Raw genomic sequence first — 26,270 nt, forward strand, 5'->3', positions numbered from 1 at the left:
TGGATGCCGCACGGCACGGGTGCGCGTCATACGGCCTGGGCGTCGGTGCGCGGTGTGATAGTTTTCAGCCCATGCTCGCGAACTTCACCTGGTGGCCCGCCTCTTAGGCGGTGTGTTCGCGTTCCCACGAATCCAGACCGCCTCCGGGGCGGTCTTTTCGTTGAGCCGAGCCGGAGCCATGCACAGGAGACACCGATGACCCTCTCACGTCTTTCCGAGCTCACCGCGGATCCCACGGCATCGTTCGTGCTGATCGCGCGCGACGGCGCAGACACCGTCGAGCTGCTCACCGGCGAGGTCGTCGATGTCGAACTGCTGGCTGACATCCCGCTGTCGATAGACGGCATCCCCCGCGAGATCTTCACCATGGTGCCCTACCGACAGGTGCGCGAGCGCGGCTTCGTCGCCCAGGACGACGGTGCACCCCTGCGCTGCATCGTGGTCGATGAGCACCTTCATATCGCTACCCCCGAGCTGCTCTCGGCACTGCCCTCGGACGCCGTGCCGCTGCGTGACGGCGGCTTCGACATCCCGGACGAGGAGTATGCCACGATCGTCGAGACCGTGATCGCCGACGAGATCGGACGCGGCGAGGGCGCGAACTTCGTGATCCGCCGCGACTTCACCGCCGAGATCGACGTCGACGACCGTACGGCCGCACTCACGTGGTTCCGCGCCCTGCTCACGCACGAGCGGGGTGCCTACTGGACCTTCGCGGTGGTGACCCCCGGACACATCGCGGTCGGCGCGAGCCCCGAGGCGCACGTCGTCGCACGCGGCGGCGTCGTCACCATGAACCCGATCTCCGGCACGTTCCGCCACCCCGCGGGTGGAGCCACGAAGGAGACGCTGGTGGACTTCCTCTCCTCCACCAAGGAGACGGAAGAGCTCTTCATGGTGGTCGACGAAGAGCTCAAGATGATGAGCGCCGTCTGCTCCGACGGAGGACGCATCACTGGCCCGCATCTGAAGGAGATGTCGCGCCTCACCCACACCGAGTACATGCTCCGTGGCCGCAGCGCGCTCGACCCCCGCGACATCCTCCGCGAGACCATGTTCGCGCCCACCGTCACCGGCTCGCCGATGCAGAACGCGTGCGCGGTGATCCGCCGCCACGAGAAGAAGCCGCGCGGCTACTACTCCGGTGTGGCAGCCCTGTTCACTCCGAACGACGCCGGTGGACACGACCTCGACGCCCCGATCCTCATCCGCACCGTGTATCTGCAGAACGGCTCACTCAGCGTGCCGGTGGGCGCGACGCTCGTGCGGCACTCGGACCCGCACGGCGAGGTGTCGGAGACCCACGGCAAGGCCGCCGGCGTGCTCGGAGCGATCGGCGCGATCGATCGCGACAGCGTCGCCGAGGCCCGCGATGATGCCGACGCCCCGGGAGAGCGACAGCCCCTCGCCGACGACCCCACGGTCGCGGAGCTTCTCTCTTCGCGCAATGCGCGCCTGGCGGACTTCTGGCTGAACCCGCAGGGCGATGATCTGACCGGGCCCTTCGCCGGCCGGTCGGCGATCGTCGTCGACGCGGAGGACCGCTTCACCACCATGCTCGCCCACCAGCTGCGCCACCTCGGGCTCGATGTCACGATCCGCGCCTGGAGCGACGCCGATGATGCGGAGCTCGACGCTGCCGACCTCGTGGTCGCGGGCCCAGGGCCGGGCGATCCCCGAGACGTCGGGAGCGACCGCATCACCAGGATGCGGGAGGTGGTGTCCCGACGTGTGGACGCCGGGTCACCGCTTCTCGCGGTGTGCTTGAGCCACCAGATCCTCAGCGATCGTCTCGGCATCGCCCTGACACCCCTCGCCTCCCCGCACCAAGGGCTGCAGAAGTCGGTCCCTGTGTTCGGCGAGGACGCCTCGATCGGCTTCTACAACACCTTCACGGCCAGGGTGACGCCCGGCACATCGCCGACCGGAGCTGTCGAAGTGTCGGCTGACCCTGAATCAGGCGACGTCTACGCGCTTCGCGGCGAGCGCTTCGCATCGGTGCAGGGACACCTGGAATCGATCCTGTCGCGCGACGGCATCCGCACTCTCGAGCGTCTGGTCTCGCACGCGCTCGCCTGATCGGAGAGCGGGTGCCGGGGCTACCCGTCCCACGCACACAGCGGTGTCACCGAAGGCGACTCAGCCGCCGAAGATGTTCACCGGATTGAAGACGTCGGCGAGGAGCAGCACGGCGCCCATCACGATGAGCAGTGTGGCGACGACCACGGTCAGCGGCACGAGCCTGGTGGCGTCGACGGGCGGGGGCGGCGGCCGACGGAACAGCTTCGCCCAGGCACGGCGGATCCCGTCCCACAGCGCGACGACCACGTGGCCTCCGTCCAGCGGCAGCAGCGGGATCAGGTTGAACACGAACAGCGCGACATTCAGGGATCCGAGAAGCCCGAGGAGCACCGAGAAGCGGTTGAGGATCGGCGCGTCGATCGCCGCGACCTCACCCGCGATGCGCCCGACGCCCACGACGCTGAGCGGGCCGTTCGGGTCGCGCTCAGACCCGGTGACCAGAGAGACACCGGTGTCCCAGATCCGAACCGGAAGTGTGAGGATCATCGACCCCACGCGTGCGACGGTGTCGGCCGCCATCTCGGGTCCTGCCGAGAGCGGCTGCTGGACGAAGCCCATCTGCGCCGCCATCCCGACATAGCCGACGTCCTTGACGACGGGTTGCCCGTCCTCGCCGATGACCGGCTGCCCGCTCGCATCCGTGATGGTGCGCTCAGCCTCGATCGGCGTGATGCTCAGCGTCTTCTCGGCACCGTCTCGAAGCACCACCAGATCCAGGGTCTGCCCCGGCGCTGCCTGCACGATCGCGGTCGCCTGGGCGAAGGTCGAAACGGGCTGACCGTCGACGGACACCAGCACGTCACCGGGCCGGATGCCCGCCTCTGCGGCCGGCGTCGCCGGGTCGTCGGGTTCGCACTCGGTCGCCGTCGATCCGGCGGGCAGAACGCACTGGTTCACCGAGGCGATCGTCGTGGTTCCCTGCTGCACACCGATGCCGGATACCAGCACGGTGAAGATCACGATCGCGAGGATCAGGTTCATCAGCGGACCGCCGAGCATCACGAGGACGCGCTTCCACACGGGGAGGCGATAGAAGACGCGGTCCTCCGCCCCCTCCGCGATCGTCTCGTCGTTCGCCGATCGTGCGTCCTGCACGAGAGCGCGGAAGACGCCCTTCGCCGGGCCCGGTGCGGTGGAGGCCGGATACATCCCCGACATCGAGATGAATCCGCCGAGCGGCAGCAGTTTGAACCCGTACTCGGTCTCGCCGATGCGCTTCGACCAGAGCCTCGGACCGAAGCCGATCATGTACTGGCCGACGCGCACGCCGAACAGCTTCGCCGGCAGGAGGTGGCCGACCTCGTGCAGACCGATCGACAGGCCGAGGCCGATCAGCATGAACACGATGCCACCCAGATAGAGCAGTGCTTCCACTCCCCCAAGCTAGTGCTCGCCGCCTAGGAATAAGCCCCATGTGCTGTACTGCACGACGGCGAGGCACGATTAGGCTTGTGGTGTGACCTCCCGCCAGCTGCGACTTCTGCGCGCAGCCGCGGCATCCGGTGCGGCTACTCTCGTCGCCGCCGCATCGCACACCACTGCAGGAGGAGCCGCCCCGCATCCGCTTCTGGTGCTCGCCGTCGCGACGCTCCTCGTGCCGCTGGCGGCGCTTCTCATCGGCGCCCGGGTATCCCGCGCACGCGTCGCTCTGACGGTGCTGGTCAGCCAGGGACTCTTCCACCTCGTGTTCCAGCTGCTCGGCACGCCGACCGGTGCGACGGCGCTCTCGGGGCACCACCACCATCTCGACCTCGCCGCTCTGGGTCCGGTTGTCACCGCGACCGCTCCTGATGCCCTCATGCTCGTCGGTCACGTCATCGCGGCGCTCATCACCACTGCTCTGGTCTGTCACGGCGAGTCGTCGGTGCGGGCGATCGCCAGCTGGGTGCAGGCACGCCTGCGCCACACGGTCACGGTGTTCCGCCCCGCACACGAGCGCCCCGCCTTCCCGGTGTTCGTCATCCGGGTGCCGAATGAGAACGACTTCTCGGCGTCGGTGTCGCGCCGCGGTCCTCCAGCACACGTCTGATCACGCATCGCCTCCCCGAGGCGTTTCCACCTTCCCGCGGATGCCGCGCACACCGACGCGCCCGCAGATCAGCACACAGGAGTACCACCATGCGTTTCACCACCACCCGCCGCAACGTCACCGCAGGAGTCATCGGGGGCGCGATCCTCGCACTCGCCATCCCTGCGATGGCGAGCGCCCACGTCAGCGTCAGCCCCGACGAGCTGATCGCCGGAGACCACGGCGTGCTGACCTTCTCTTTCGCCCACGGCTGCGAGAACTCCCCGACGACGTCTCTGAAGGTGACGATGCCCGAGGGCCTCGCCTCCGTCGCACCCACCATGGACAGCGACTGGACGATCGACATCGAGAAGGGCGATGATGGCCTCGTCAGCGCCGTGACCTACACCGCCGTCGCACCGGTGCCCAACGAACTGCGCGGCGCAGTGAGCATGGCTGTCGGGCTCGACGAGGACACGCCCGACTCACTCGCGTTCCCGGTCATCCAGACATGCGTCGAGGGCAGCACCGAGTGGACGCAGCTCGCCGAGGACGGCGAAGACCCGCACAGCCTCGACGCCCCGGCTCCGGTGGTCCAGGTCGTCGCCGCGTCCGCTGACGGCCACGGTGAGCACGGCTCCGCAGAGGACGCCGGAGACGCGGACACCGCCGATTCGGATGCCGCCGACCAGGCCGGCTCCTCGAACGAGCTCGGGACGGCGCTGGGTGCGGGCGGCCTGGTCGCCGGAATCGCCGCGCTGGTCGTCTCGGTACTGGCGTACCGCCGCAAGGCGTGACCCCCTGGCACGTCTCCTCGGCTCGACGCGGCCGAGGAGACGTGCCGCACCCGGTGATCGCGCCGCGGGCGTGAGATCATGGATGCGACATGTCGATTGAACAACAACCGAGCCTGCCTCCCGTGCTCCGCCCCGCGAACCCGCCCCGGCGTGAGCTGTACGAACTCGCCTCTCGATTCGCTCGAGAAGTCCGCGGCGAGGTGACCGGAATCACCCTGTCCGGCATCACGCTCGCCACCGCCGATCTGCGCGCAGGCGAGGCCTTCGTGGCGATCCGGGGCGTGAACCGCCACGGAGCCGAATTCGCGGCCACCGCCGCCGAGAAGGGCGCCGTCGCGATCATCACCGACGATGACGGCGCAGACATCGCCCACCCCGCCGGACTCCCCGTGGTCATCGTGGACGACCCCCGCGGCGTGCTCGGCGCGCTGAGCGCGTGGGTGTACGGCACCGGCGCGGGCGAGTCGCTCCCCCTGTTGTTCGCCACCACGGGGACCAACGGCAAGACGAGCGTCTCGCATCTGCTCGAGGGCATCCTCGACCAGCTCGGCGTCGTGACAGGACTCTCCTCCACGGCCGAGCGCCACATCGCCGGCGAGGTCATCGTCTCGAGACTGACGACCCCTGAGGCATCCGAGATGCACGCCCTCCTCGCGCTCATGCGCGAGCGCGATGTCGAAGCCGTGGCAGTCGAGGTCAGCGCCCAGGCACTCTCTCGGCATCGCGTCGACGGCATCCGCTTCGACGTCGCCGGATTCACGAACCTCAGCCACGACCACCTCGATGACTATGCCGACATGGAGGAGTACTTCGAGGCGAAGCTCCCGCTCTTCCGCCCCGACCGCGCGACCCGCGGCGTGGTCTGCCTCGACTCCCCCAGCGGAGCGATCGTGGTGGAGCGAGCCGAGATCCCCGTCGTCACCGTCGGCACCCCGTCGATCGCCGCTGATCCCGATGCTGCGGCCCGCGCGGACTGGGTTGTCGTGATCGACGACGAGCGCGCATCCGGCACCACCTTCACGATGACGGGCCCCGCGGGCACCCTGACCACGACGGTTCCCGTGATCGGCCCGCATATGGCCGCGAACGCAGCCCTGGCGATCGTGATGCTGCTCGAGGGCGGCTACGAATGGCACCGCATCGCCTCGGCACTCGATCGCGACGGCGGCATCCTGGCTGATCTTCCGGGTCGCACCCAGCTCGTCTCCGGGGACACCGGCCCTGTCGTCTTCGTCGACTTCGGGCACTCTCCCGATGCTTTCGAGAAGACCCTCGCCGCGGTCCGCCGCGTCACCCCGGGCAAGGTTCTGATGCTCTTCGGCGCCGACGGCGATCGCGATGCCAGCAAACGCTTCGACATGGCCCGCACTGCCGTCGAGGGCAGCGACATCCTCGTCGTGACAGACCACCACCCGCGCTTCGAAGACCCGGACTCGATCAGGGCCACTCTCGTCGCCGGCGCACGCGCGGCGCGGCCTGACGCCGAGATCTACGAGTTCTCGCCGCCCGAGGCGGCCATCGTCGCTGCGGTCGGACTGGTCGGAGAAGGCGACTCGATCCTGTGGGCAGGTCCTGGGCATCAGGACTACCGCGACATCCGCGGTGTGCGCACGCCCTATTCGGCCCGTGAGCTGGCGCGACGGGCGCTGCGCGCGGCCGGATGGCCCGTACCCGACTCGCACTGGCCGGTCCCCTACTCCGACGAGGACTGACCCTGGAGAGCGGCCGCAGCGATCCGCTGCGGCCGCTCTCGCGTCAGGCTCGTGCGATCAGCTGGTCGGCCTTGCGACGCGCCCACTCCTCGGCGTCGGCGAGCGATTCGATCGTCAGGGTCTGCGGCGGCTCGTGGGCGTCGACCACCCGTGCGATCGTGTCGACGATGCCGAGGAACGGCAGGCGCCCCTCATGGAAGGCATCGACCGCCTGCTCGTTGGCCGCGTTGTAGACCGCGGGGAACGTCGCGCCCGCTCGGCCCACGGCCTTGGCGAGATCGACAGACGGGAAAGCGACGTCGTCGAGCGGCTCGAAGGTCCAGGAGGTCGCCTGGGTCCAGTCGAGAGGGCGTCCGACCCCGCCGACGCGGCTCGGCCAGTCGAGCCCCAGCGAGATCGGAAGACGCATGTCGGGTGGGGATGCCTGGGCGATCGTCGACCCGTCGATGAACTCGACCATCGAGTGCACGATCGACTGCGGGTGCACGACGACCTCGATGTCGTCGTAGGCGACGTCGAACAGCAGGTGCGCCTCGATCACCTCGAGCCCCTTGTTCACCAGCGTCGCGGAGTTCGTCGTGACCATGCGGCCCATGTCCCAGGTCGGGTGCGCGAGCGCCTCCTGCGGGGTGACCTCGAGCATCTGCTCGCGTGAACGCCCGCGGAAAGGCCCACCGGATGCCGTCACGACGAGGCGTCGCACTTCGGCGTGGGTGCCGCTGCGCAGCGCCTGCGCGAGCGCGGAATGCTCCGAGTCGACGGGGACGATCTGGTCTGGGGCGGCGGCTGCGAGAACCAGCTCACCGCCGACGATGAGGGATTCCTTGTTCGCGAGAGCGAGGGTTCTGCCGGCCTTCAACGCTGCGAGGGTGGAACCGAGTCCGATCGACCCGGTGATCGCGTTGAGCACCACGTCGGCCTCGACATCGCGTACCAGCTGCTCGGCCTCGGCCGCGCCCAGTGCGGTGCTGTCGAGGTGAAAGCTCGCGGCCTGCTCCGCGAGCATCTCGGCGTTCGACCCGGCGGCGAGGCCGACGAGTTCGAAACGACGAGGATTGGCGCGGATGACGTCGAGCGCCTGTGTGCCGATGGAGCCGGTGGAGCCGAGGACGATGATGCGACGCATGCCGCCAGCCTATGGCAAGCCCCCGGCCCCGCTGTCTTACGGTGCCTGCTCGACCGGCGTGGTCGCGAGGATGTCGACGACGAAGACGAGGGTCTCCCCCGTCAGATCGGTGTCGTTGGGCTCGCCCTCGCCGTAGCCGTCCTTCGGCGGCATGGCGACGACCACCTGCGACCCGACCTTCTGGCCCTCGAGGGCCATCTTGAACCCGGGGACCACTCCGCTGGTCGGGAACTGAGACGGCGCTGCGTCCCGGCTCCAGCTGGAATCGAACTCGGAGCCGTCCGACCACTTCACGCCGCGGTACTGCACCGTGACCAGGTCACCCGCGCCGACGACGGCACCGTCACCCTGCTTGAGAACGGCCACCTCGGTCTCGGCGGGGGCATCGGAGTCGGGGATCGTGATGGTCGGCGAACCGGCATCGTCGAGCTCGACGACGGGCATGCCATCGGTCGCGTCGACATCGGACCCGGAAGCCGTCGTGGGAACCTGGTCGATCGTCTCGACATAGAGCACGCTCGGGTTCATGCCTTCCTGCGCTGCGGGAAGGGTCAGGACGACGCTCGAACCGATCGGTAGGCACTCGGCCGCGACCGTGAAGACGGTGGACTGCGTCGGGTCGACGATCTGCTGCGGCTGCTGAACGGCGAGGAGAGCGGACAGAACGCCGTCGGGGCCGCGCTCCGAGGTGCTGAGCACCTCGTTGGTCGTGGCGTCGATCAGCTGGTAGCGCAGCGATACGAGGTCTCCGGGCATGACGTCGTCGCCATCGCCCTCGACCACGACCGAACGCTCGGCCTCGGCGAGGTCCGTGCCCTCGGGCACGGAGACCTTGGCATCTGCCCCGGATCCTTCGACGGACACGGCATCAGAGCCTGCGCCCGACGCGATATCAGCGAGGCAGGAGCTCTCGGAAGACGCGTCGGGGGTGGCGGTGGACTCCGGGGTGGCTCCTCCGGAGCACCCGGCGAGCAGAAGAGTCGCCGCGGCGACGGTGGACAGGACGATAAGCGGACGCTTGCGCACAGTTGAACCTCAGGATCGCGGGCGGGACACCCCATCATCTCGCACGCCCCTTTGCTGAGGCTGGGAGGCGCGCGCTGGCGCTTCATTCCCGCCCCGGCATGATTGCCGGGGTAATCTTCTCTGATGACGTCAGACCAGTCCGTGGAGCCCGAAACTTCGCCCTCAGAGACTGAGAAGCCTCGTCACGCAGGCATGGCCTATGCGCTCGGCCGCAGCCTCATCACCCCGTTGGCGCGCACGATCTACCGGCCCCGCATCGAGGGCAGGGAGAACGTCCCGAAGGACGGCGCGGTCATCTTCGCGAGCAATCACCTGTCGTTCATCGACTCGATCGCGATTCCGGTGGCCGCTCCGCGCCCCGTGCATTTTCTGGCGAAGTCCACCTATTTCGAGGGGACGGGGTTCAAAGGCTGGCTCAGCAAGACGTTCTTCGAGTCCATCGGCGCGATCTCCGTACGCCGTGGTGCGGGCAAGGCCGCCCTCGACGCCCTCGACGTGCAACGCCAGCTGCTCGACGAAGGCCTCGCCGTCGCGCTCTACCCCGAGGGCACACGCTCGACCGACGGACGCCTGTACAAGGGGCGCACGGGCGTGGCCTTCCTGGCGTTGCAGACCGGTGCACCGGTCGTCCCGGTCGGATTGATCGGCACGGACAAGGTCATGCCGGTCGGCGCGAAGATGCCGACTCTGAAGGAACGCATCACGGTGCGCTTCGGTGAGCCGCTCGACCTCTCCCCACATGGCCCCGCCACGAGCGGTCGCGCCCGCAGACTCGCGACGGACGAGATCATGGCCGCGATCCATTCTCTTTCCGGCCAGGAGCTGGCTGACGCCTACAACGAAGCTCCCGCGCAGGGCGCGATCGAGAAGATCAAGCAGGCGCTCCCCCACGAGCGCCGCTGACGCGGACCGCCAGCTCAGCTTGTCTGGGCGCGCACCGATGCCTCGTGCCGCACCGGGAAGTTCATCGAATTCGCGATGAAGCACCACGCATTGGCCTGCGCATGAGCACGCTCGGCCGCGTCGATCATCGAGGCATCGGCGACGACGACCTCCGGACGCAGCATCACCTCGACGAACGCACCGCCGCCCTTTCCGTCCTCTCGCATCATCCCCGAGGCCGAGTCCCGATAGGAGACGACGACGACGCCTGCGGTGACGCACGCGTGCAGGTAGGAGAGAAGATGGCACTCGGAGAGCGACGCGAGCAGCAGATCCTCGGGATTCCACCGCGACGGATCACCTCGGAACGGCTTGTCGGCGGAGGCGAGGATGTCGGGCTTGCCTTCGACCTCGAGCGTGACGTCGCGACGATACTCGCGATAGCCGCTGGTGCCCGTGCCGGAGTTGCCGGTCCAGGTCGAGCTGAGTGAATAGCGGTGCTCGCCGAGCGGCGATCGTCGATCTCCCATGCGAACAGTCTGCCACCGGGAAGCCTTCGACGATCTCCGCGCCTGGCACTGCGTGCGCCCAACCAACGATATCCTTGGGAGGTGCTGGAGACTCTCACCGTTCAAGATGCCGTGGAACTTGCCGTCGTCGAACGAAGCGGGTTCATCGAGTCCCGCCATGCGGGAGCGGCGGTGGTCCTCTCACCTGAGGGCGACGTCGTCGCGCGCTATGGGAACGCGGATGCTCTGATCCTGCCTCGCTCGAGCCTCAAGCCACTGCAGGCCGTGGCGTGCATCACAGCCGGAGCAGCTCTCGAGGACGAGCAGCTCGCCCTGTCGACGGCGAGCCACAGCGGCACCGACCGTCACGCCGCAGTGGTCCGCGACGTACTCACCGAGGGCGGTCTCACCGAGGATCACCTGGGCTGCCCGCCGGCGTGGCCCGGTGATACGTCCGCCCGCGACGAGCTCGTGCGCGAGCACGGTGTGCAGACCCGCATCCGCATGAATTGCTCCGGCAAGCACGCGGCGATGCTTCGCGCCTGCGTCGCGACCGGCTGGCCCACCGACAGCTACCTCGACCCCGCTCACCCGCTTCAGATGCACATCCGCGATGTCATCGAGCGCCTGACCGGCGAGAAGGTCGCCCATACAGCGATCGACGGATGCGGCGCCCCGGTCTATGCGATCACGTTGACGGGCCTCGCCCGTTCGATCCACCGGATCGGCACCGCCTCGGACCGCTCCCCCTTCGCCCTGCACCGGGTCGCCGGCTCCCTGGTGCGCGCGGTGCGCGAGCACCCGTGGACCATCGACGGCCCGGGTCGCCCTGACACCATCGCGATCGAGAAGCTCGGAGTGTTCGCGAAGGGCGGCGCAGAGGGAATCATGGTCATGGTCGCTCCGAACGGAACAACGGTGGCATTGAAGATGCTCGACGGCGGCGCACGCGCATCGACCATCGTGGCCGCGACTCTGCTCGCACGCGCAGGCGGACTCACCGACTCCGAGGTAGCGACTCTCGCAGCCGCTCTGCCGCTCGAGGTGCTCGGTGGCGGCGAGCAAGTCGGAGCCGTCCGCCCCGGCAGCGGCATCTGACCGCACGACGCACTGCTCATCACCGGGGCGCGAGCGCCGGGATGACGACACGACGGGGCCCGGCATCGCCGATCAGCGACCAGGCGCGCCCGGCGTGCGGTCGCGCGTAAGGCGGGAGTTCACGCACACCCGCGAGTTGCCGCACCTCTGTGGCGTTCTCGGCCCGGATGAGGGTCTCTCCCTCTCGGCGCACCCGCTGCCACAGCGGCCAGTTGCGTTGCCAGGCATCCGCTTCACCGATCAGCATCGTCGGACGCGTCGAGTCCTGCAGGTCGCGAGGTTCACCCGTGAGCGCCACCACATCGCAACCTGGATGGGCGGCTGCCAGCGATTCGGCGACAGTCGCCACTCCTGCGGTGACAAGTGCCGTGACCGCGGCACGCGGCGACCAACCGTGATCGCCCCGATACCGAGAAGCACCGCGGCCAGGTCCCGACGATCGCAGTCGCTCCTCGGGGACCCAGACCAGCTGGATCTCTCGATCCCCCATCCGCATCCGCCCCGGCGGTCGGTCTCGATCGAAACCTGCGGAGTCCCCGCCTGCGGCGAGATGATCGACGCGGCTCGGCATCCTCAGCAGCCCGCGGCGAGGCAGTGCATCGAGAAGTCGCGCCAGGGGGCCGGCTGCTCTTGTCGCTGTGAGCGCGAAGGTGGTTCCGGACCCCTGCCGCAGGATCTGCTCCCAGAGCTGCGCGGCATGCTGACCGTATTCGAGGGGCAGCTCGCTGATCCTGACGTCGATGTCGTCGCAGAGGACGAGTCCTGCACCACGGGACCCGTCTGCGGCCAGAGCGACCACGGTGTCCCAGGCGCCCTCCGGATCGGACGGTATCCAGATCGGTTGGTCATGCTGCGTCGCCAGCGCACGCAGCGCCGAGGTGCGCCCAGACCCCGGTCCGCCGAGAAACACGATTCCGCGGTCGGAGCCGATCGAGAGCGACTCGAGCGGCTGGCGCTGACGCTCCGGGTCGTCGGCTCGCCCCAGGATGACATCGCCGCTCCGCGTCTCGGGCTGGAGCGCTGCCAGTGGGAGCATGAGCGGAAGCAAGGGCAGCCACGGGCTGTGCGGGACGTCGGCGTCGGCCCACCTCAAGGTGACGGCTCTCAGGTCGGCCGCGCCCGCCAACGCCACTCTCATCGCCATCGGTTCGGCATCCTGAGGACGACGGACCAGCGCCAGGCCCCTGGACTCGACCCCGCCCGGAAGATCAGCCGCGCCGTCGGTGCCGATGACAGCTCGGCTGTCTGCGGCGTCCGCGACACGCAGACTGACTCGGAGCGGGCAGTTGGCGGCCAGTGCGTCGCGAATCACGCCGGAGGCGCGCTGGGTTCCGAGGATCAGGTGCATGCCGAGCGCTCTGCCCCTGGCCGCGATGTCAGTGAACACGGCCCCGAGATCGGCATGGTCCTGAAGCAATGCAGCGAACTCGTCGACCACGATCACCAGCCTCGCCATTCCGATCTCCCGCACATCACGTGCGCCGGCCTCTATGAGGACGGACTCTCGGCGGCGCAGCTCTGCGGTCAGACTGGACACTCCCCTGCGTGCCCCCTCCTCATCGAGGTCCGTGATGACCGCGGCCACCTGTGGGAGCATCCGAAGCGGTTCGAAGGCCGTGCCTCCCTTGAAGTCCGCCAGGACGAAAGTCACGCGGTCCGGTCCATGGTTGCTCGCCATGGCCGTCACCCACGACACCAGCAGCTCGCTCTTGCCGCTGCCCGTCGTGCCGGTCACGATGGCGTGCGGTCCGTCGTCGACGATGTCGAGGAGGATGTCGTCGCGTTCACCTCGGCCCACCACCGCCGCCAACCCGACCTGCGACGCGGGCTGGCGCAGATCGCTGAGCGCCACCCCGGCCGGGAGCGAGTCCAGCTCGTCTCCCTCACCCGATCGCTCTTCTCCGGTGGCGAGTGCCTGATCGCGGGACATGCACTCAGCGGCGACCTCGATGATCCCCCGCGGCGTGCGGACTCTCGCGCGGTGCGGCTCGACGATGTCGACGACCGTCGTGATCCCCTCCGGGACATCCTCGTCACGGCCGAGGAGCCAGATCACAGCATCAGCCGACGGCCGAGGCTCTCCGCTTCGCGCGACCGCGAGACGAAACGAACCGCGCTGCGCGAAACGCGACTGTGGGAACCCTGCGACTCCCAACTGCTCCAGATGAGGGCCGACGATCGACATCTGAGCGGCACCGAATCTCAGACACAGCTGCACCACGAGCGCTCTCGTCGCAGCGGCGACGACGGGGTGCGCACCGCGCAGCCCCAGACCGCCACTGAGCGGAACAGTGATCGGCACGTTCTCGAGCCTGGCGCATCGCGTCCGGAACTCGCGTTCGCGCTCCCCGTCGCCACCCGATGCGCGCACCGCACTGTTGCCGACCCCGCTGCCGACGACGATCTCGGTGTCGGCGCCCGGTGGTTCGAGGCCGCGCAACGGCGGTTGCGCAAGACCTGCCGCCGCATCGGGATGACGGTGCCACCGCATCTGACGCTCATCGTCGTGGAGCCGTGTCAGCTGTGCGTCAGCGAGAGACCAGGCCATCGCGCTCTCGGCCTCGGCGGCCCGGAACGCCTTCCTCCGGGAACGCGACCCGTCGATCAACGACGCGAAGATCATCAGTGGTCCGAGAGCCGCGAAACACAGCGAGAACAGGGAGCCGGTGACCAGCCAGAGCACCACTCCGGCGGCCACCGGCACGAGCGCCGCGATGAACGGCGTGGGTGGCCTGCGAGCTGGAACAGGGGCGGCAGGGATCGCTATCGGCAGAGAGTCCATGCCCCCAGTGGACCCCACGGAAGAGGCGCCGAGTGCGCCCTCCCCAGGGATCGGCCGCTATTCGGCGGACTCGTCCGGTGTGGAGGAAGACTCGTCCGGTGTGGAGGAGGACTCGTCTGCGATCTGCACGATGACGAGCGTCACGTTGTCGCGGCCCCCGTTCTCCAACGCCGCTGCGAGCATTGCATCGACAGCGGCCGCGGGATCGGCGTTCTCACGGAGGAAATGCTGGATGCCGTAGTCGGTCAGCTCTTTCGTCAGCCCATCCGAGCAGATCACGAACCGGTCGCCAGGACGGACATCGAGCGTGACGTAGTCGGGAGCAGTGAGCTCACTCGCTCCCACCGCTCGCGTGATCACATTGCTGTACGGGTGCCCTTCAGCCTCTTCGGGGCTGATCTTGCCTGCTGCGATCAGCTCTTGGACGACAGAGTGGTCGGTGGTGATCTGCACCAGACGCTCGTCCCTGAGAAGGTACACGCGCGAATCGCCGATGTTGAGCGAGGTCCAGTGCGGTTCGTCGCCCTCGAACTCGAGGAAGACTCCGGTGAGTGTGGTGCCGGTGCCTTCGTCCGTGGTCTCAGGATGGTCGGCGATGTCGGCGACGGCCAGCTCCAGCGCGCCCTCGATGGATCCGCGATCGACCGCGCCAGCGGCGACGACGGCGTCAAGTCGTTTGACCGTGCTTCGGCTCGCGATCTCACCACCGGCGTGACCGCCCATGCCATCGGCGACGATGAACAGCGGGTAGTCCGCGAAGAACGCGTCCTGATTCGTCTCGCGGCGCCGACCGACGTCGGTCACACCCGCCCAGGAAAGCAGCAGCGTGCGCTGCGCAACCGTGACGCTGCGCGTCTTCGTCGTCGTCTCAGCCACTCGTCGCCTCCGGATTTCCTGCGGGTCGGGCTACCCCAGGACACTCACACATCGTAGTGGACGCTGCGACGGTCGCACTCGCACCCCCGGCCGCAACGCGGAGTCCTGCGGCGCCGAACCGGGGCTGCCACATGACCATGCCTCCACGTTATCGTCTTCCACCCTGGCGCTCCGACACAGCAGCCCCATCCCCGCACAGCACAGAGCCCCCGACCGAAGTCGAGGGCTCTGTGTCACGTCAGATCAAGCCGGAGGCTGCGTGGGCTCCGTGGGCGGAACCTGCGGAGCTGCCGGAGGCGCTGCGGGCGGAGCGGGCGGTGCCGTCGGAGGAGTGGACGGAGCAGCCGGCGGAACGCCTGGAGCGGCCGGGGACGACGGCGCTGCGGGCGGAGCGTAGCCCGGCTGGGCAGGCTGAGCCGGAGGCGCGTAGCCGGGCTGAGCGGGCGGAGCGTATCCCTGTGGTGCGGGAGGCGCGTAGCCCTGCTGAGGGGCACCGTATCCCTGAGGAGCGCCGTAGCCGGGGCCGGCCACCGGGCGCGGCTGCACGGGAACGCCGTCCCAGACGGTGGAGTCAGCGAGGAAGCTGTTCCCTGCCCACGGAGCAGGAGTGATGTTCGGGTTCCAGCGCGACTTGTCGAAGGCGTTGATGCCATACCAGACGATCGAGAGCAGGACGAACAGGACGACCCAGACAGCGTCCTTCTGGAGCTTGAGTCCGACCCGCCACGCGGCGAGAGCGAGAACCACGGCCAGAGCGATGCCGGTCAGGAAGTTGAGATACGGGATGAACGAGAGTCCGATGCCGATCAGGACGACCCACGGGGAGATGTCTCCGAGCTTCGCGAAGATCATCGAGTTGTAGACAGGCACCCACGCGCGCCACTTGCCCTGGACACCGGCCTTCTCGAAGATCTTCATCAGGAAGATCGACGAGATCACATAGAACGCCAGCGCGAAGAGCAGACCGATCAGGAAGACGACGAAGAGGCCGGCGATAGCCGCCCCATTGTCGTAATAGTCGTTGTACATGATCCCCTCCGGATCTGATGGAGCTGACGCTGTGCGCGCCGCGACACCAACCATATCGGTGTGCCGATATGCGAGGCAACGACCCACGCGCGGAGAACGCGCTGCACGTCATGCGCGGTCATTCCGCGACGACGAGCTCTTCGACACCGGAGTCGTCGCTGCTCCGGAGAACGAGTCCTCTGCCGTCGGCCCACGTCCGGAGCGTCCGAAGCGATCGAACCCGCGGGCGATCCTCCGCCAGAGCCCGCACGAGCAGCCCCTTGGACTTCTTGTTGAAGTGGTTGAGAGCGCGACCGTGTTCCGTGACGACCCGCACATAGCACGAGGTCACGGTGCCAGGCACGGGGCCGAGCGCGACATACGCTTCGCTACGCAGGTCGAGGACGAAGTCCGGGTCCTCCCCCGCTATCGCCTCGGTGGTCGCGTCGGCCCAGTGTCGCCGCAGCGCAGGCAGACCAGGCAGCGAGGTGCCCGCAGCCAGGCGATACGGCGGGATGGCGTCGAGCGCCCCGACCGGGCCGAGCGGGGCCGAGTGAATCCAGACGTTCGCGCCGAGCCAGCGACGGGATGCCGGGGCGAGACTGCTCGCATCGAGCGCGTCGTAGAGGACGCCCGTGTAGCGATCCACCGCCGGCATGGTCGGCGCCGAGCGCAGCATCCGATTGTGAACGACGTCGCCGACCTGCTTCGGGCTGAGCTTCAGCACCTTTCGCGCGTGCTCTTCGTCTCCTGCCAGATCGATGAGAGCGTCGATCACCTCGTGACGCTTCGCGCCGAGGCCCGGAAGCGCGAGGGCGCTCACGTCGAGAGGCGCATCGTTCCCTCCGGGTCGCTTCGTCTCTGACGGGGGCAGGAGAATCTTCATGAAACCTCGGGGATACAGACGCGTCCGCCCCGACCCCAGAGGGGCCGAGGCGGACGCGATGACTGAACTGCTCAGGCGACGAGAGCCGCGTTGCCTGCCACGATCGTAAGGACGTCGCCTTCCATCGAGAGGAAGCCGTCCTGCGCGTTCGCGAGCACCTTGGTGCCATCCGTCTGAGTGATGCGGACCTGGCCTTCGGCGAGGATCGCCAGGACCGGCTCATGGCCGGTCATGAAGCCGATCTCACCCTCGACGGTCTTGGCGACCACGAGGCTCGCCTCTCCCGTCCAGACCTCCGCATCCGCGGAGACGAGGCTGACATGCAATGCCATGGTCAGCCGTTCTCCTTCTGGATCTTCGCCCACTGCTCTTCGACGTCGGAGATGCCACCGACGTTGAAGAAGGCCTGCTCGGCGACGTGGTCGAAGTCACCGCGGGTGATCGCATCGAAGGACTCGATGGTCTCCTTGAGCGGGACGGTCGAACCCTCGACACCCGTGAACTTCTTGGCCATGTAGGTGTTCTGCGAGAGGAACTGCTGGATGCGGCGTGCACGCGACACGACGATCTTGTCCTCTTCGGAGAGCTCGTCGACACCGAGGATCGCGATGATCTCCTGCAGTTCCTTGTTCTTCTGGAGGATCTGCTTGACCGTGGTGGCGACGCGGTAGTGGTCCTCGCCCAAGTAGCGGGGGTCCATGATGCGCGACGTCGAGGTCAGCGGGTCGATGGCCGGGTACAGACCCTTCGACGCGATCTCACGCGAGAGCTCCGTGGTGGCGTCGAGGTGGGCGAACGTCGTCGCCGGAGCCGGGTCAGTGTAGTCATCGGCCGGGACGTAGATCGCCTGCAGCGAGGTGATCGAGTGGCCACGGGTCGACGTGATGCGCTCCTGGAGCACACCCATCTCGTCGGCGAGGTTCGGCTGGTAGCCCACGGCGGAGGGCATGCGGCCGAGCAGCGTGGAGACCTCGGAACCGGCCTGCGTGAAGCGGAAGATGTTGTCGATGAAGAGCAGCACGTCCTGCTTCTGCACGTCACGGAAGTACTCCGCCATCGTCAGAGCCGAGAGGGCGACGCGCAAACGCGTTCCCGGCGGCTCATCCATCTGGCCGAAGACGAGGGCGGTCTTGTCGAAGACACCCGCCTCTTCCATCTCGTGGATCAGGTCGTTGCCCTCACGGGTACGCTCGCCGACACCGGCGAACACCGAGACTCCACCGTGGTCCTGCGCGACGCGCTGGATCATCTCCTGGATGAGGACGGTCTTGCCGACACCGGCTCCACCGAACAGACCAATCTTTCCGCCCAGCACGTAGGGGGTCAGAAGGTCGATCGACTTGATGCCGGTCTCGAACATGGTCGTCTTCGACTCGAGCTGGTCGAAGTTCGGAGCCTTGCGGTGGATCGGCCAGCGCTCGGTGACCTCGATCGTCTCACCGGGCTCGAGGTTCAGTACCTCGCCGATGACGTTGAAGACCTTGCCCTTGGTGACGTCGCCGACGGGGACCGAGATGGCCTCACCGGTGTCGCGCACTTCCTGGCCGCGGACGATGCCGTCGGTCGGCTTCAGAGCGATGGCGCGAACGAGGTCGTCGCCGAGGTGCTGAGCGACCTCGAGGGTGATCTCGACCGAAGAGTCGCCGATCACGATCGTGGTCTTGAGTGCGTTGTAGATGTCGGGGATCGAGTCGTGCGGGAACTCGATGTCGACAACCGGACCGTTGACGCGTGCGACGCGCCCGACGACCGCGGTCGCCGGCTGGTCAGCCGTAGCGGTGGGGGTCATTTTCGTCTCTCTCCTGATGGTCTATTTGCTCGATGAGAGCGCGTCGGCGCCGCCGACGATCTCTGCGATCTGCTGCGTGATCTCCGCCTGACGCGCGTTGTTGCGCAGACGGGTGTAGTCGGTGATGAGCTTGTCGGCGTTGTCGCTGGCCGACTTCATCGCCTTCTGCGTCGCGGCCTGCTTCGCGGCAGACGACTGCAGAAGCGCGTTGAAGACGCGGCTCTGGATGTACACCGGCAGGATCGCGTCGAGAACGGTCTCGGCATCCGGCTCGAACTCGTACAGCGGGTAGACGGCGTTACCGGCCTCCGAGTCATCGGCTTCCGTGATCTCCAACGGAAGCAGACGCACGGACTCAGGCGACTGCGTCATCATGCTGACGAAACGGTTGTACACGAGGTGGATCTCGTCGACGCCACCGTCGTCTGCACCGCGCCCGAAGTCCTCGAGCAGCTTGGCCGAGATCTCCTCTGCGGTGTGGAACGACGGGGTGTCGGTGTCGCCGGTCCACTCCGCGGCCGCCGCTATGCGACGGAACTGGAAGTATCCGACGGCCTTGCGTCCGACGAGGTAGAACACCGGCTCCTTGCCCTGCCCGCGCAGGAGCTCTGCCACCTCGAGACCCTCACGGAGGATCTGCGAGTTGAAGGCTCCGGCGAGACCGCGGTCCGACGAGAAGATCACGACCGCGGAGCGGCGGATCGTCTCGGGCTCGCGGGTGAGCGGGTGGTCGACGTTCGAGTGCGTCGCGACGGCCGACACGGCCCTCGTCACGGCTCGCGCGAAGGGGCTGGACGCTTTGACGCGTGCCATCGCCTTCTGAATGCGCGAAGCCGCGATGAGTTCCATCGCCTTCGTGATCTTCTTGGTCGTCTGAGCAGAGCTGATCTTCTGCTTGTAGACCCTGAGTTGAGCGCCCATGAATTCAGTTCCTCACGCGGTTACGCGCGACGACCCTTGACGATCTTCTCCTGGTTGACGTCCTCAGCCTCTGCTGCAGCGTGCTCCTCGTGGCCGGGAGCGCCGATGGCGTGTCCCTTGCCACCCTGGAACTCCAGGATGAAAGCGTCAGTGTGCTTCTCGAGCTCGGCGACAGTGTCGTCGTCGAGGACGTTCGTGTCGCGCAGCGTCTCGAGCACCTTCGTGTTGCGACGGAGGTAGTCGAGCAGCTCGCGCTCGAAGCGCAGGACATCGGAGACCTCGATGGTGTCGAGCTTGCCCTTCGTGCCGGCCCAGATCGAGACGACCTGCTCCTCGACGGGGTACGGCGAGTACTGAGGCTGCTTGAGCAGCTCGGTGAGACGCGCACCACGGGAGAGCTGACGACGCGAGGCCGCGTCGAGGTCGGATGCGAACATCGCGAATGCCTCGAGCGAGCGGTACTGCGCGAGCTCCAGCTTCAACGTTCCGGAGACCTTCTTGATCGACTTGACCTGAGCGTCGCCACCGACTCGCGACACCGAGATGCCCACGTCGACCGCGGGACGCTGGTTGGCGTTGAAGAGGTCGGACTGCAGGAAGATCTGGCCGTCGGTGATCGAGATCACGTTGGTCGGGATGTACGCCGAGACGTCGTTCGCCTTGGTCTCGATGATCGGAAGACCTGTCATCGAACCTGCGCCGAGCTCGTCGGACAGCTTGGCGCAACGCTCGAGGAGACGCGAGTGCAGGTAGAACACGTCACCCGGGTACGCCTCGCGGCCCGGCGGACGGCGCAGGAGGAGCGACACGGCACGGTAGGCCTCAGCCTGCTTCGACAGGTCATCGAAGATGATGAGGACGTGCTTGCCGCCGTACATCCAGTGCTGGCCGATGGCCGAACCGGTGTAGGGGGCGAGGTACTTGAAGCCCGCGGGGTCGGATGCCGGAGCGGCCACGATCGTGGTGTACTCCAGGGCGCCGGCCTCTTCGAGCGCGCCCTTCACCGAAGCGATGGTCGAGCCCTTCTGGCCGATCGCGACGTAGATGCAGCGAACCTGCTTGTTGACGTCGCCCGACTCCCAGTTGTCCTTCTGGTTGATGATCGTGTCGATCGCGATGGCCGTCTTGCCGGTCTGGCGGTCGCCGATGATCAGCTGACGCTGACCGCGGCCGACGGGGATCATCGCGTCGATGGCCTTGATGCCGGTCTGCATCGGCTCATGCACCGACTTGCGCTGCATGACGCCGGGAGCCTGGAGTTCGAGCTCACGCACGCCCTCGGTTGCGATCGAGCCGAGGCCGTCGATCGGGTTGCCCAGCGGGTCGACCACGCGGCCGAGGTAGCCGTCGCCGACCGGAACGGAGAGGACCTCACCCGTGCGGGTGACTTCCTGACCGGCCTCGACGCCGGTGAACTCGCCGAGCACGACGACACCGATCTGGTGCTCGTCGAGGTTGAGCGCGAGTCCCTTGGTGCCGTCTGCGAAGGTGACGAGCTCGTTCGCCATCACGCCGGGAAGTCCCTCGACGTGCGCGATGCCGTCTGCCGCGTCGATGACGGTGCCGACCTCGGTCGCCGCGGCCCCAGTGGGCTCGTATGCTGCGGCGAAGTCCTTCAGCGCGTCACGGATGACGTCGGGGCTGATCGATAGTTCTGCCATTGTCTTCCCTTTGTATCTGGGTGCGCGGTTCCCCGCGCGAAGTCGTGTTAGCCGGCGAGCTTCTGGCGAAGATCGGCGAGACGGGCGGAGATGCTGCCGTCGATGACGTCATCGGCGATCTGCACGCGCAGGCCTCCGACGACGGCGGGGTCAGAGACCTCGTTGAGCGAGATCTTGCCGTCGTAACGACGCGAGAGTGCGTCGCTGAGACGAGTGCGCTGTGCATCGGTGAGCGGCTTGGCGCTGTGCACCGTGGCCACCACGCGGTCGCCCTGATCTGCGACGACCCGCGTTGCCCGACCGAGCATCTGACGGACGCGGCGGTCGCGAGGCTGGCGCACCAGCGACGAGACGATCACCGCAGTCGCGTCGCTGACGCCACCTGCGAGCAGCTTGTCGACGAGTGCGCCCTTGGCGTCTTCTCCCCCGAGGCGGCTCCCGAGCGCGAGCTCGAGTTCCGCGTTCGCGGCGATCACGCGAGTGAAGCCGAACAGCTCTCCCGCGATGTCGGCCTGGGGCTCGGCGATCGCCGCAGCCCGGATGGCGAGCTCCTCGATGCCGTCAACGAGCTGCGAAGCCGAAGACCAGCGCTCGGCGACGACGGTCTTCAAGACGCTCTGGGCGTCCTGAGAGAAACCGCCGAACACCGCTGCGACGACGTTCTGTCGCGCCTCGACCGGAGCCGAGGCGTCGGCGAGCGCGCCGCTCAAATGAGACGACTCCGTCACGGCACGCGCAGCTGCGAACAGCTCCCGTGCCGTGTCGAGGGTGACGTCCTTCGCTGCGGCAAGCGTCTGAGCGGATGCCGCGAGTGCCTGAGTGGTCGCGCTGCCCATTACTGAGCCGCCTTCTCGGATGCTTCGAGGTCTGCGAGGAAGCGGTCGACCACTGCGGTCGCACGTGCATCGTCGGAGAGCGTCTCGCCGACCACGCCACCGGCGAGGTCGATGGCGAGCGAGCCCACCTCGCTGCGCAGCGAGACGAGAGCGGTCTGACGCTCGGCCTCGATCTGCGTGTGCGCGGTCGCGGTGATGCGAGCAGCCTCGCTCGACGCGGCCTCCTTGGCTTCGGCGACGATCTTCTTGCCGTCCTCGCGGGCGGCCTCACGGATCTCACCGGCCTCGGTGCGTGCCTCGGCGAGCTGCCGGGTGTACTCCTCGAGCGCGGCCTCAGCCTGCTTCTGTGCTTCGTCAGCCTTGGCGATGTTGCCCTCGATGGCGGCGGACCGCTTGTCGAGCATCGCCGTGAACTTCGGAAGGGCGACCTTCCACACGACGACGAGGATGACGAGGAACCACAGACCCGACCAGATGATGTCGTACCACGCGGGGATCAGCGGGTTAGGCGTTTCTCCCTCAGCCGCGAGGTTCGTGACAAGAGCGTTCAGCATCCTGTCTCCTTCAGAAGTCGGTAGAGATTACGGGAAGGGGATGAATCCGACGGCGATGCCGACGAATGCAAGCGCCTCGGTGAAGGCGATACCGATCCACATGAGGACCTGAAGGCGACCGGCCAGCTCGGGCTGACGGGCGACGCCCTCGATGGTCTTGCCGACGACGATGCCCACGCCGATGGCCGGACCGATCGCTGCGAGGCCGTAGCCGACCGATGCGAGGTGACCGTTGATGTCTGCGAGAACCGTAGTAGCGTCCACGGGTTTTTCCTTTCGTTGGGTGGGACGGCAGTTGCCGACCCGCTCAGTGCTCTTCTGCGACCGCGAGCTGGATGTAGACCGCGGTGAGGACGGTGAAGACGTATGCCTGGAGGACGGCGACCAGGATCTCGAAGAGAGTGAATGCGCCGCCGAAGGCGAGGGTTCCGACACCGAGAGCGGCCCAGCCGCCACCTGCGGTGAAGAAGAAGAACTGGGTAGCCGCGAAGCACAGCACCAGGAGCATGTGGCCGACGACCATGTTCATCAGGAGTCGGAGCATCAGCGTGACGGGCCGGATGATGAAGGTCGAGAGGAACTCGATCGGCGTCACGATGATGTAGACCGGCCACGGAACTCCGGCCGGGAACAGTGCGTTCTTGAAGAAGCCGAGCGGGCTCTTCTTGATACCCGCGTAGATGAACGTGAAGTAGCTCACGAGTGCGAGCGTCAGCGGCACGGCCGCGATGCTCGTGCCGGCGATGTTCAGGAAGGGGATGATTCCCGTGATGTTCATGAACAGCACCATGAAGAAGATCGTGGTGAGGATCGGCAGGAATCGGGTGCCGTCCTTGCGTCCGAGGAGGTCGTGCGCGATGTTGGTGCGGACGAAGTCCAGCCCCATCTCGACGACGCTCTGGAAGCGTCCGGGGACGATCTTCATGCGGCGGGTTCCGAGAACCAGGAGCAGCACCACCACGACGACGGCGAGGAACTGCACGAGGTGGATCCGGTGGACGGGGATGACCCCGAACGCGTTGAAGAGGATCTCCGGGAAGAACTCGTCGATCGAAGGTCCGTGGAACTCGCCGTCAGAGGCGAGTTTGGGCATCAGGGTCGCAGCAAGATTGAACAGCGCGGGCTCCAGCTTCGGGGCACCGGTCAGAACCGGGGCGACGATGGTCGGTGTGCTTCAAGCGCAAGCGCTCGCGAACGAGCGGCGGGCACGTGATAACACTATCAGAATCTGAGGGTGTCCTAAGACCGCGGAGCCTCTTCTGCAGGCCCGTCCTGATCGCGGACCTCGGGGATCAGGTTGTGGCGACCCGGGGCGCGATCCTCGGGCACGACGGTGGGCAGCTGCACGCCGGGGGCGTAGTCGCTCGGCGCCTCAGTGGGCAGAGACGCGTCACTCACATTGGGCAGTCGCATACGCGTCAGCACGATCACGTCGATCACCAGCGACACGATCACGCCGGCGACGATCGAGAGGAAGAAGACCATGGGATTCAGCCAGGGCTGACCGGCCAGGAGGATCATCACGACGAGGAACACACCGAGCTTCAGCAGCCAGCCGCCCAGCACGATCGCGAAGAACAGCTGCACGTAGAGCGGGTCGCCGAACCAGCGGTTGGCGATGAGGATGCTGAGCGCCGTGATGCCGAGGAACAGCATGGCGAGCACGACGCCGAGCAGGCCGCTCACGAGGCCCTCTCCCCCGCCGACGAGAAGACCGATCACTCCGGCGAGGATCGCGAGGACCACCATCGAGAGGGCGGACCAGAGCAGCGTCCTCCGCAGGATCGGATTGCTGGAAACAGGGCTCGGGCTCACGGGGACTCCACGGGTGTCGGGTCGGGCTCAGCAGACGCCGCGGGCTTCCGTCGGCGCAGAGGGTTCAGGGTGATGACGAGGCATGCGGCGATCCCCACGAGGCCGAACACGACTCCGGGGAGGTACTGGCCGGGCCAGTCCTCGCGGGCACCCACGTACATGAGGAGGACGGCGAGGGAGATGACCGCCGTCCAGGCGTAGAAGATCAGCACGGCGTCGCGGTCGCGGTGGCCGAGGTCGAGCATGCGATGGTGCAGGTGCTTGCGATCGGGAGAGAACGGCGACTTGCCCGCGTTCATGCGGCGCAGAACGGCCAGGCCGAAATCGAGGAGCGGCAGCAGCACCACCAGCAGCGGGAGCAGGATCGGGATGAACGCGCCGAGGAGCTGCGAACGTCCGAGGCGCTCCGGGTCGAGGGCGGAGGGCTCGAGCTGTCCGGTGACGGCGATCGCGGACGTCGCCATCAGCAGGCCGAGGACCAACGCCCCCGAGTCGCCCATGAAGAGCTTGGCCGGACTCCAGTTGAAGGGCAGGAATCCGAGGCATGCGCCGATCAGCACGGCCGCCAGGAACGAGGCGAGGTTGAAGTAGCTGGATGCGCCGGTGTCACGCGTCAGGATGTAGGAGTACGCGAAGAAGACTCCGTTGGCGATCAGGCAGACTCCGGCGACGAGCCCGTCGAGGCCGTCGATGAAGTTGACCGCGTTCATCACGATGACGATCGCGAACATCGTGATGGTGATGCTCAGCCAGCTCGAGAACACGATCAGATCGCCGAACGGCAGCGAGAGGATCTGCAGACCACCGCCCACGGTGATGATCCCCGCCGCGAGGAACTGCGCACCGAGCTTGATCATCCAGTCGAGATCCCACAAATCGTCCACGACGCCGATGACGGCGATCAGCAGCGACGCGGCGAGGATCGACCACATCGTCTGCGGTGGCATCCACATGGTGGCGAAGAACGGGTTCGCGGCCGAGAACCCTATCGCGGCGGCGATGCCGAGGAAGATCGCGACCCCGCCGAGACGCGGAGTGGGGGTCGTGTGCACATCCCGCTCGCGGATGGTCGGATAGAGCTTGAACCGCAGGCTCAGCCGCCAGACCGCCCAGGTCAACGCGAATGTGATCGCGGCGGTCAGGATGATCGTGAAGAGGTACTGCTTCACGAATCCCCGTCCGATTCCGGTGCCTGAGCCTCGGGCTCGAGCAGGTCGCCGAGCACCTCCTCCAGCCGCTCACGGCTCACCGCGCCGACTCGGAGGATGCGCACGCCGCCCGTGGTGGGCTCAGCGCCGCGGGGCACCAGCGAGGTAGCGTCGACGATCGTCGATGCGATCCCATCACGGCTGATGCCGTCTGCGAGGTAGACCGAGACGCTGTCGCCGAGCATGCGCTCGGCGTCGAGCGCCGATATCGCCGACTCGCGACCGGTGAGGTTGGCGCTGGAGACCGCGAGCGGTCCCGTCTCGGCGAGCAGCTCGAGTGCGACCCGCCCTTCGGGCATCCTGACGGCGACCGTGCCCTCTGTGTCGCCCAGATCCCAGACGAGGGACGGCTGCGCGGGCAGAACGATGGTCAGACCACCGGGCCAGAACTCGTCGACGAGACGCTGGACGGGCTCCGGTACCGACTCTGCGAGCGCATGCAGAGTTTCCTTCGTGCCGATGAGGACGGGCGGGGGTTGGTTGCGCCCTCGTCCCTTGGCGTCGAGGAGACGTTGCACCGCTGCCGGCGAGAAGGCATCGGCAGCGACGCCATAGACCGTGTCGGTGGGCATGACGATGAGTTCGCCGCGACTGATCGCCTGGCGGGCGTGGCGCATGCCGGCGAGGAGCTGGGCCTCATCGCCGCAATCGAAGATGGAGGACATGACGATCCGATTCTAGTTGGGGATGCCTG

25 protein-coding genes are annotated in these 26,270 nt (G+C 67.3%); 6 read left to right on the top strand and 19 right to left on the bottom strand.

The genetic code is table 11. The features are described from left to right. Window positions 1–195 precede the first annotated feature (195 nt). Window positions 196–2,079 carry a chorismate-binding protein gene (locus ACLKOY_RS04295; RefSeq protein ID WP_436452571.1) on the top strand — a complete coding sequence of 628 codons (1,884 nt, stop codon included), beginning with the start codon at window positions 196–198 and terminating at the stop codon, window positions 2,077–2,079. Window positions 2,080–2,139: 60 nt separating this feature from the next. Here the strand turns inward: ACLKOY_RS04295 and ACLKOY_RS04300 are convergent, their stop codons facing one another. Next, the gene (locus tag ACLKOY_RS04300; protein ID WP_436452572.1) at window positions 2,140–3,456 is read right to left on the bottom strand and encodes a M50 family metallopeptidase; all 1,317 of its coding nucleotides are present in this window, start codon (window positions 3,454–3,456) and stop codon (window positions 2,140–2,142) included. A gap of 82 nt (window positions 3,457–3,538) precedes the next feature. On the opposite strand from ACLKOY_RS04300, the gene ACLKOY_RS04305 reads away from it, so the two are divergent. The 3 genes from ACLKOY_RS04305 (at window position 3,539) to ACLKOY_RS04315 (ending at window position 6,599) form a co-directional block, all read left to right on the top strand. Continuing rightward, window positions 3,539–4,111 (top strand): hypothetical protein, encoded by a 573-nt coding sequence (locus ACLKOY_RS04305; protein ID WP_436452573.1) that lies wholly within the window; start codon window positions 3,539–3,541, stop codon window positions 4,109–4,111. An 89-nt stretch (window positions 4,112–4,200) separates the two neighbouring features. After that, window positions 4,201–4,887 (top strand): YcnI family copper-binding membrane protein, encoded by a 687-nt coding sequence (locus tag ACLKOY_RS04310; protein ID WP_436452574.1) that lies wholly within the window; start codon window positions 4,201–4,203, stop codon window positions 4,885–4,887. Between the two features lie 89 nt (window positions 4,888–4,976). After that, entirely contained in the window at window positions 4,977–6,599 is a 1,623-nt protein-coding gene (locus tag ACLKOY_RS04315) for a Mur ligase family protein (protein WP_436452575.1), read from the top strand. 43 nt (window positions 6,600–6,642) lie between these two features. Here the strand turns inward: ACLKOY_RS04315 and dxr are convergent, their stop codons facing one another. Together dxr and ACLKOY_RS04325 are read right to left on the bottom strand one after the other, a co-directional pair. After that, a complete protein-coding gene (dxr, locus tag ACLKOY_RS04320) occupies window positions 6,643–7,725 on the bottom strand; it encodes a 1-deoxy-D-xylulose-5-phosphate reductoisomerase (protein ID WP_436452576.1) in 1,083 nt (360 codons plus the stop codon). Window positions 7,726–7,761: 36 nt separating this feature from the next. After that, complete coding sequence (locus ACLKOY_RS04325) at window positions 7,762–8,751, bottom strand: FKBP-type peptidyl-prolyl cis-trans isomerase (RefSeq protein ID WP_436452577.1); 990 nt, start codon at window positions 8,749–8,751, stop codon at window positions 7,762–7,764. Window positions 8,752–8,874: 123 nt separating this feature from the next. Here ACLKOY_RS04325 and ACLKOY_RS04330 point away from each other — a divergent pair, with 123 nt between their 5' ends. After that, a complete protein-coding gene (locus tag ACLKOY_RS04330) occupies window positions 8,875–9,654 on the top strand; it encodes a lysophospholipid acyltransferase family protein (RefSeq protein WP_436452578.1) in 780 nt (259 codons plus the stop codon). Between the two features lie 14 nt (window positions 9,655–9,668). Here the strand turns inward: ACLKOY_RS04330 and ACLKOY_RS04335 are convergent, their stop codons facing one another. Continuing rightward, complete coding sequence (locus ACLKOY_RS04335; RefSeq protein WP_436452579.1) at window positions 9,669–10,163, bottom strand: OsmC family protein; 495 nt, start codon at window positions 10,161–10,163, stop codon at window positions 9,669–9,671. A gap of 81 nt (window positions 10,164–10,244) precedes the next feature. Between ACLKOY_RS04335 and ACLKOY_RS04340 the strand changes: the two genes are divergently transcribed. Further along, on the top strand, window positions 10,245–11,240 hold the full coding sequence (locus ACLKOY_RS04340; protein ID WP_436452580.1) for an asparaginase: 996 nt from the start codon (window positions 10,245–10,247) through the stop codon (window positions 11,238–11,240). A 19-nt stretch (window positions 11,241–11,259) separates the two neighbouring features. Here the strand turns inward: ACLKOY_RS04340 and ACLKOY_RS04345 are convergent, their stop codons facing one another. From ACLKOY_RS04345 to ACLKOY_RS04415, 15 genes are all read right to left on the bottom strand, one after another. Beyond that, on the bottom strand, window positions 11,260–14,022 hold the full coding sequence (locus ACLKOY_RS04345; protein ID WP_436452581.1) for an FtsK/SpoIIIE domain-containing protein: 2,763 nt from the start codon (window positions 14,020–14,022) through the stop codon (window positions 11,260–11,262). Between the two features lie 57 nt (window positions 14,023–14,079). Continuing rightward, a complete protein-coding gene (locus ACLKOY_RS04350; RefSeq protein ID WP_140036792.1) occupies window positions 14,080–14,898 on the bottom strand; it encodes a PP2C family protein-serine/threonine phosphatase in 819 nt (272 codons plus the stop codon). A gap of 243 nt (window positions 14,899–15,141) precedes the next feature. After that, window positions 15,142–15,927: a large exoprotein gene (locus ACLKOY_RS04355; RefSeq protein WP_436452582.1), complete on the bottom strand. Its 786-nt coding sequence runs from the start codon at window positions 15,925–15,927 to the stop codon at window positions 15,142–15,144. Window positions 15,928–16,045: 118 nt separating this feature from the next. Beyond that, window positions 16,046–16,792, bottom strand: coding sequence for a YaaA family protein (locus ACLKOY_RS04360; RefSeq protein ID WP_436452583.1), 747 nt, complete (start codon window positions 16,790–16,792; stop codon window positions 16,046–16,048). 71 nt (window positions 16,793–16,863) lie between these two features. Continuing rightward, window positions 16,864–17,124 (bottom strand): F0F1 ATP synthase subunit epsilon, encoded by a 261-nt coding sequence (locus ACLKOY_RS04365; RefSeq protein ID WP_436452584.1) that lies wholly within the window; start codon window positions 17,122–17,124, stop codon window positions 16,864–16,866. A 2-nt stretch (window positions 17,125–17,126) separates the two neighbouring features. Then, complete coding sequence (atpD, locus tag ACLKOY_RS04370) at window positions 17,127–18,581, bottom strand: F0F1 ATP synthase subunit beta (RefSeq protein ID WP_042541846.1); 1,455 nt, start codon at window positions 18,579–18,581, stop codon at window positions 17,127–17,129. Window positions 18,582–18,602: 21 nt separating this feature from the next. Then, entirely contained in the window at window positions 18,603–19,502 is a 900-nt protein-coding gene (locus ACLKOY_RS04375) for a F0F1 ATP synthase subunit gamma (protein ID WP_140036789.1), read from the bottom strand. A gap of 20 nt (window positions 19,503–19,522) precedes the next feature. Further along, window positions 19,523–21,163 carry a F0F1 ATP synthase subunit alpha gene (atpA, locus tag ACLKOY_RS04380; protein WP_140036788.1) on the bottom strand — a complete coding sequence of 547 codons (1,641 nt, stop codon included), beginning with the start codon at window positions 21,161–21,163 and terminating at the stop codon, window positions 19,523–19,525. Window positions 21,164–21,210: 47 nt separating this feature from the next. Beyond that, window positions 21,211–21,999: a F0F1 ATP synthase subunit delta gene (locus ACLKOY_RS04385; RefSeq protein ID WP_436452586.1), complete on the bottom strand. Its 789-nt coding sequence runs from the start codon at window positions 21,997–21,999 to the stop codon at window positions 21,211–21,213. Then, a complete protein-coding gene (locus ACLKOY_RS04390) occupies window positions 21,999–22,553 on the bottom strand; it encodes a F0F1 ATP synthase subunit B (protein WP_140036786.1) in 555 nt (184 codons plus the stop codon). Before ACLKOY_RS04390 ends, ACLKOY_RS04385 begins: the two co-directional genes overlap by 1 nt. Window positions 22,554–22,580: 27 nt before the next feature. Next, window positions 22,581–22,817, bottom strand: coding sequence for an ATP synthase F0 subunit C (gene atpE / locus ACLKOY_RS04395; RefSeq protein WP_042541851.1), 237 nt, complete (start codon window positions 22,815–22,817; stop codon window positions 22,581–22,583). 43 nt (window positions 22,818–22,860) lie between these two features. Further along, entirely contained in the window at window positions 22,861–23,646 is a 786-nt protein-coding gene (atpB, locus tag ACLKOY_RS04400; protein ID WP_140036785.1) for a F0F1 ATP synthase subunit A, read from the bottom strand. Between the two features lie 146 nt (window positions 23,647–23,792). Next, entirely contained in the window at window positions 23,793–24,368 is a 576-nt protein-coding gene (locus ACLKOY_RS04405) for a hypothetical protein (RefSeq protein WP_436452587.1), read from the bottom strand. Next, the gene (locus tag ACLKOY_RS04410; protein ID WP_363570963.1) at window positions 24,365–25,537 is read right to left on the bottom strand and encodes an MraY family glycosyltransferase; all 1,173 of its coding nucleotides are present in this window, start codon (window positions 25,535–25,537) and stop codon (window positions 24,365–24,367) included. The genes ACLKOY_RS04405 and ACLKOY_RS04410 overlap by 4 nt, the downstream gene beginning before the upstream one ends. Further along, window positions 25,534–26,241, bottom strand: a complete 708-nt coding sequence (locus ACLKOY_RS04415) for an L-threonylcarbamoyladenylate synthase (RefSeq protein ID WP_140036783.1) — start codon at window positions 26,239–26,241, stop codon at window positions 25,534–25,536. Before ACLKOY_RS04415 ends, ACLKOY_RS04410 begins: the two co-directional genes overlap by 4 nt. Between the last annotated feature and the right edge of the window lie 29 nt (window positions 26,242–26,270).

It is taken from the genome of Microbacterium sp. K2 (genome assembly GCF_051365005.1).
Taxonomy (GTDB): Bacteria; Actinomycetota; Actinomycetes; order Actinomycetales; family Microbacteriaceae; genus Microbacterium; species Microbacterium foliorum_B.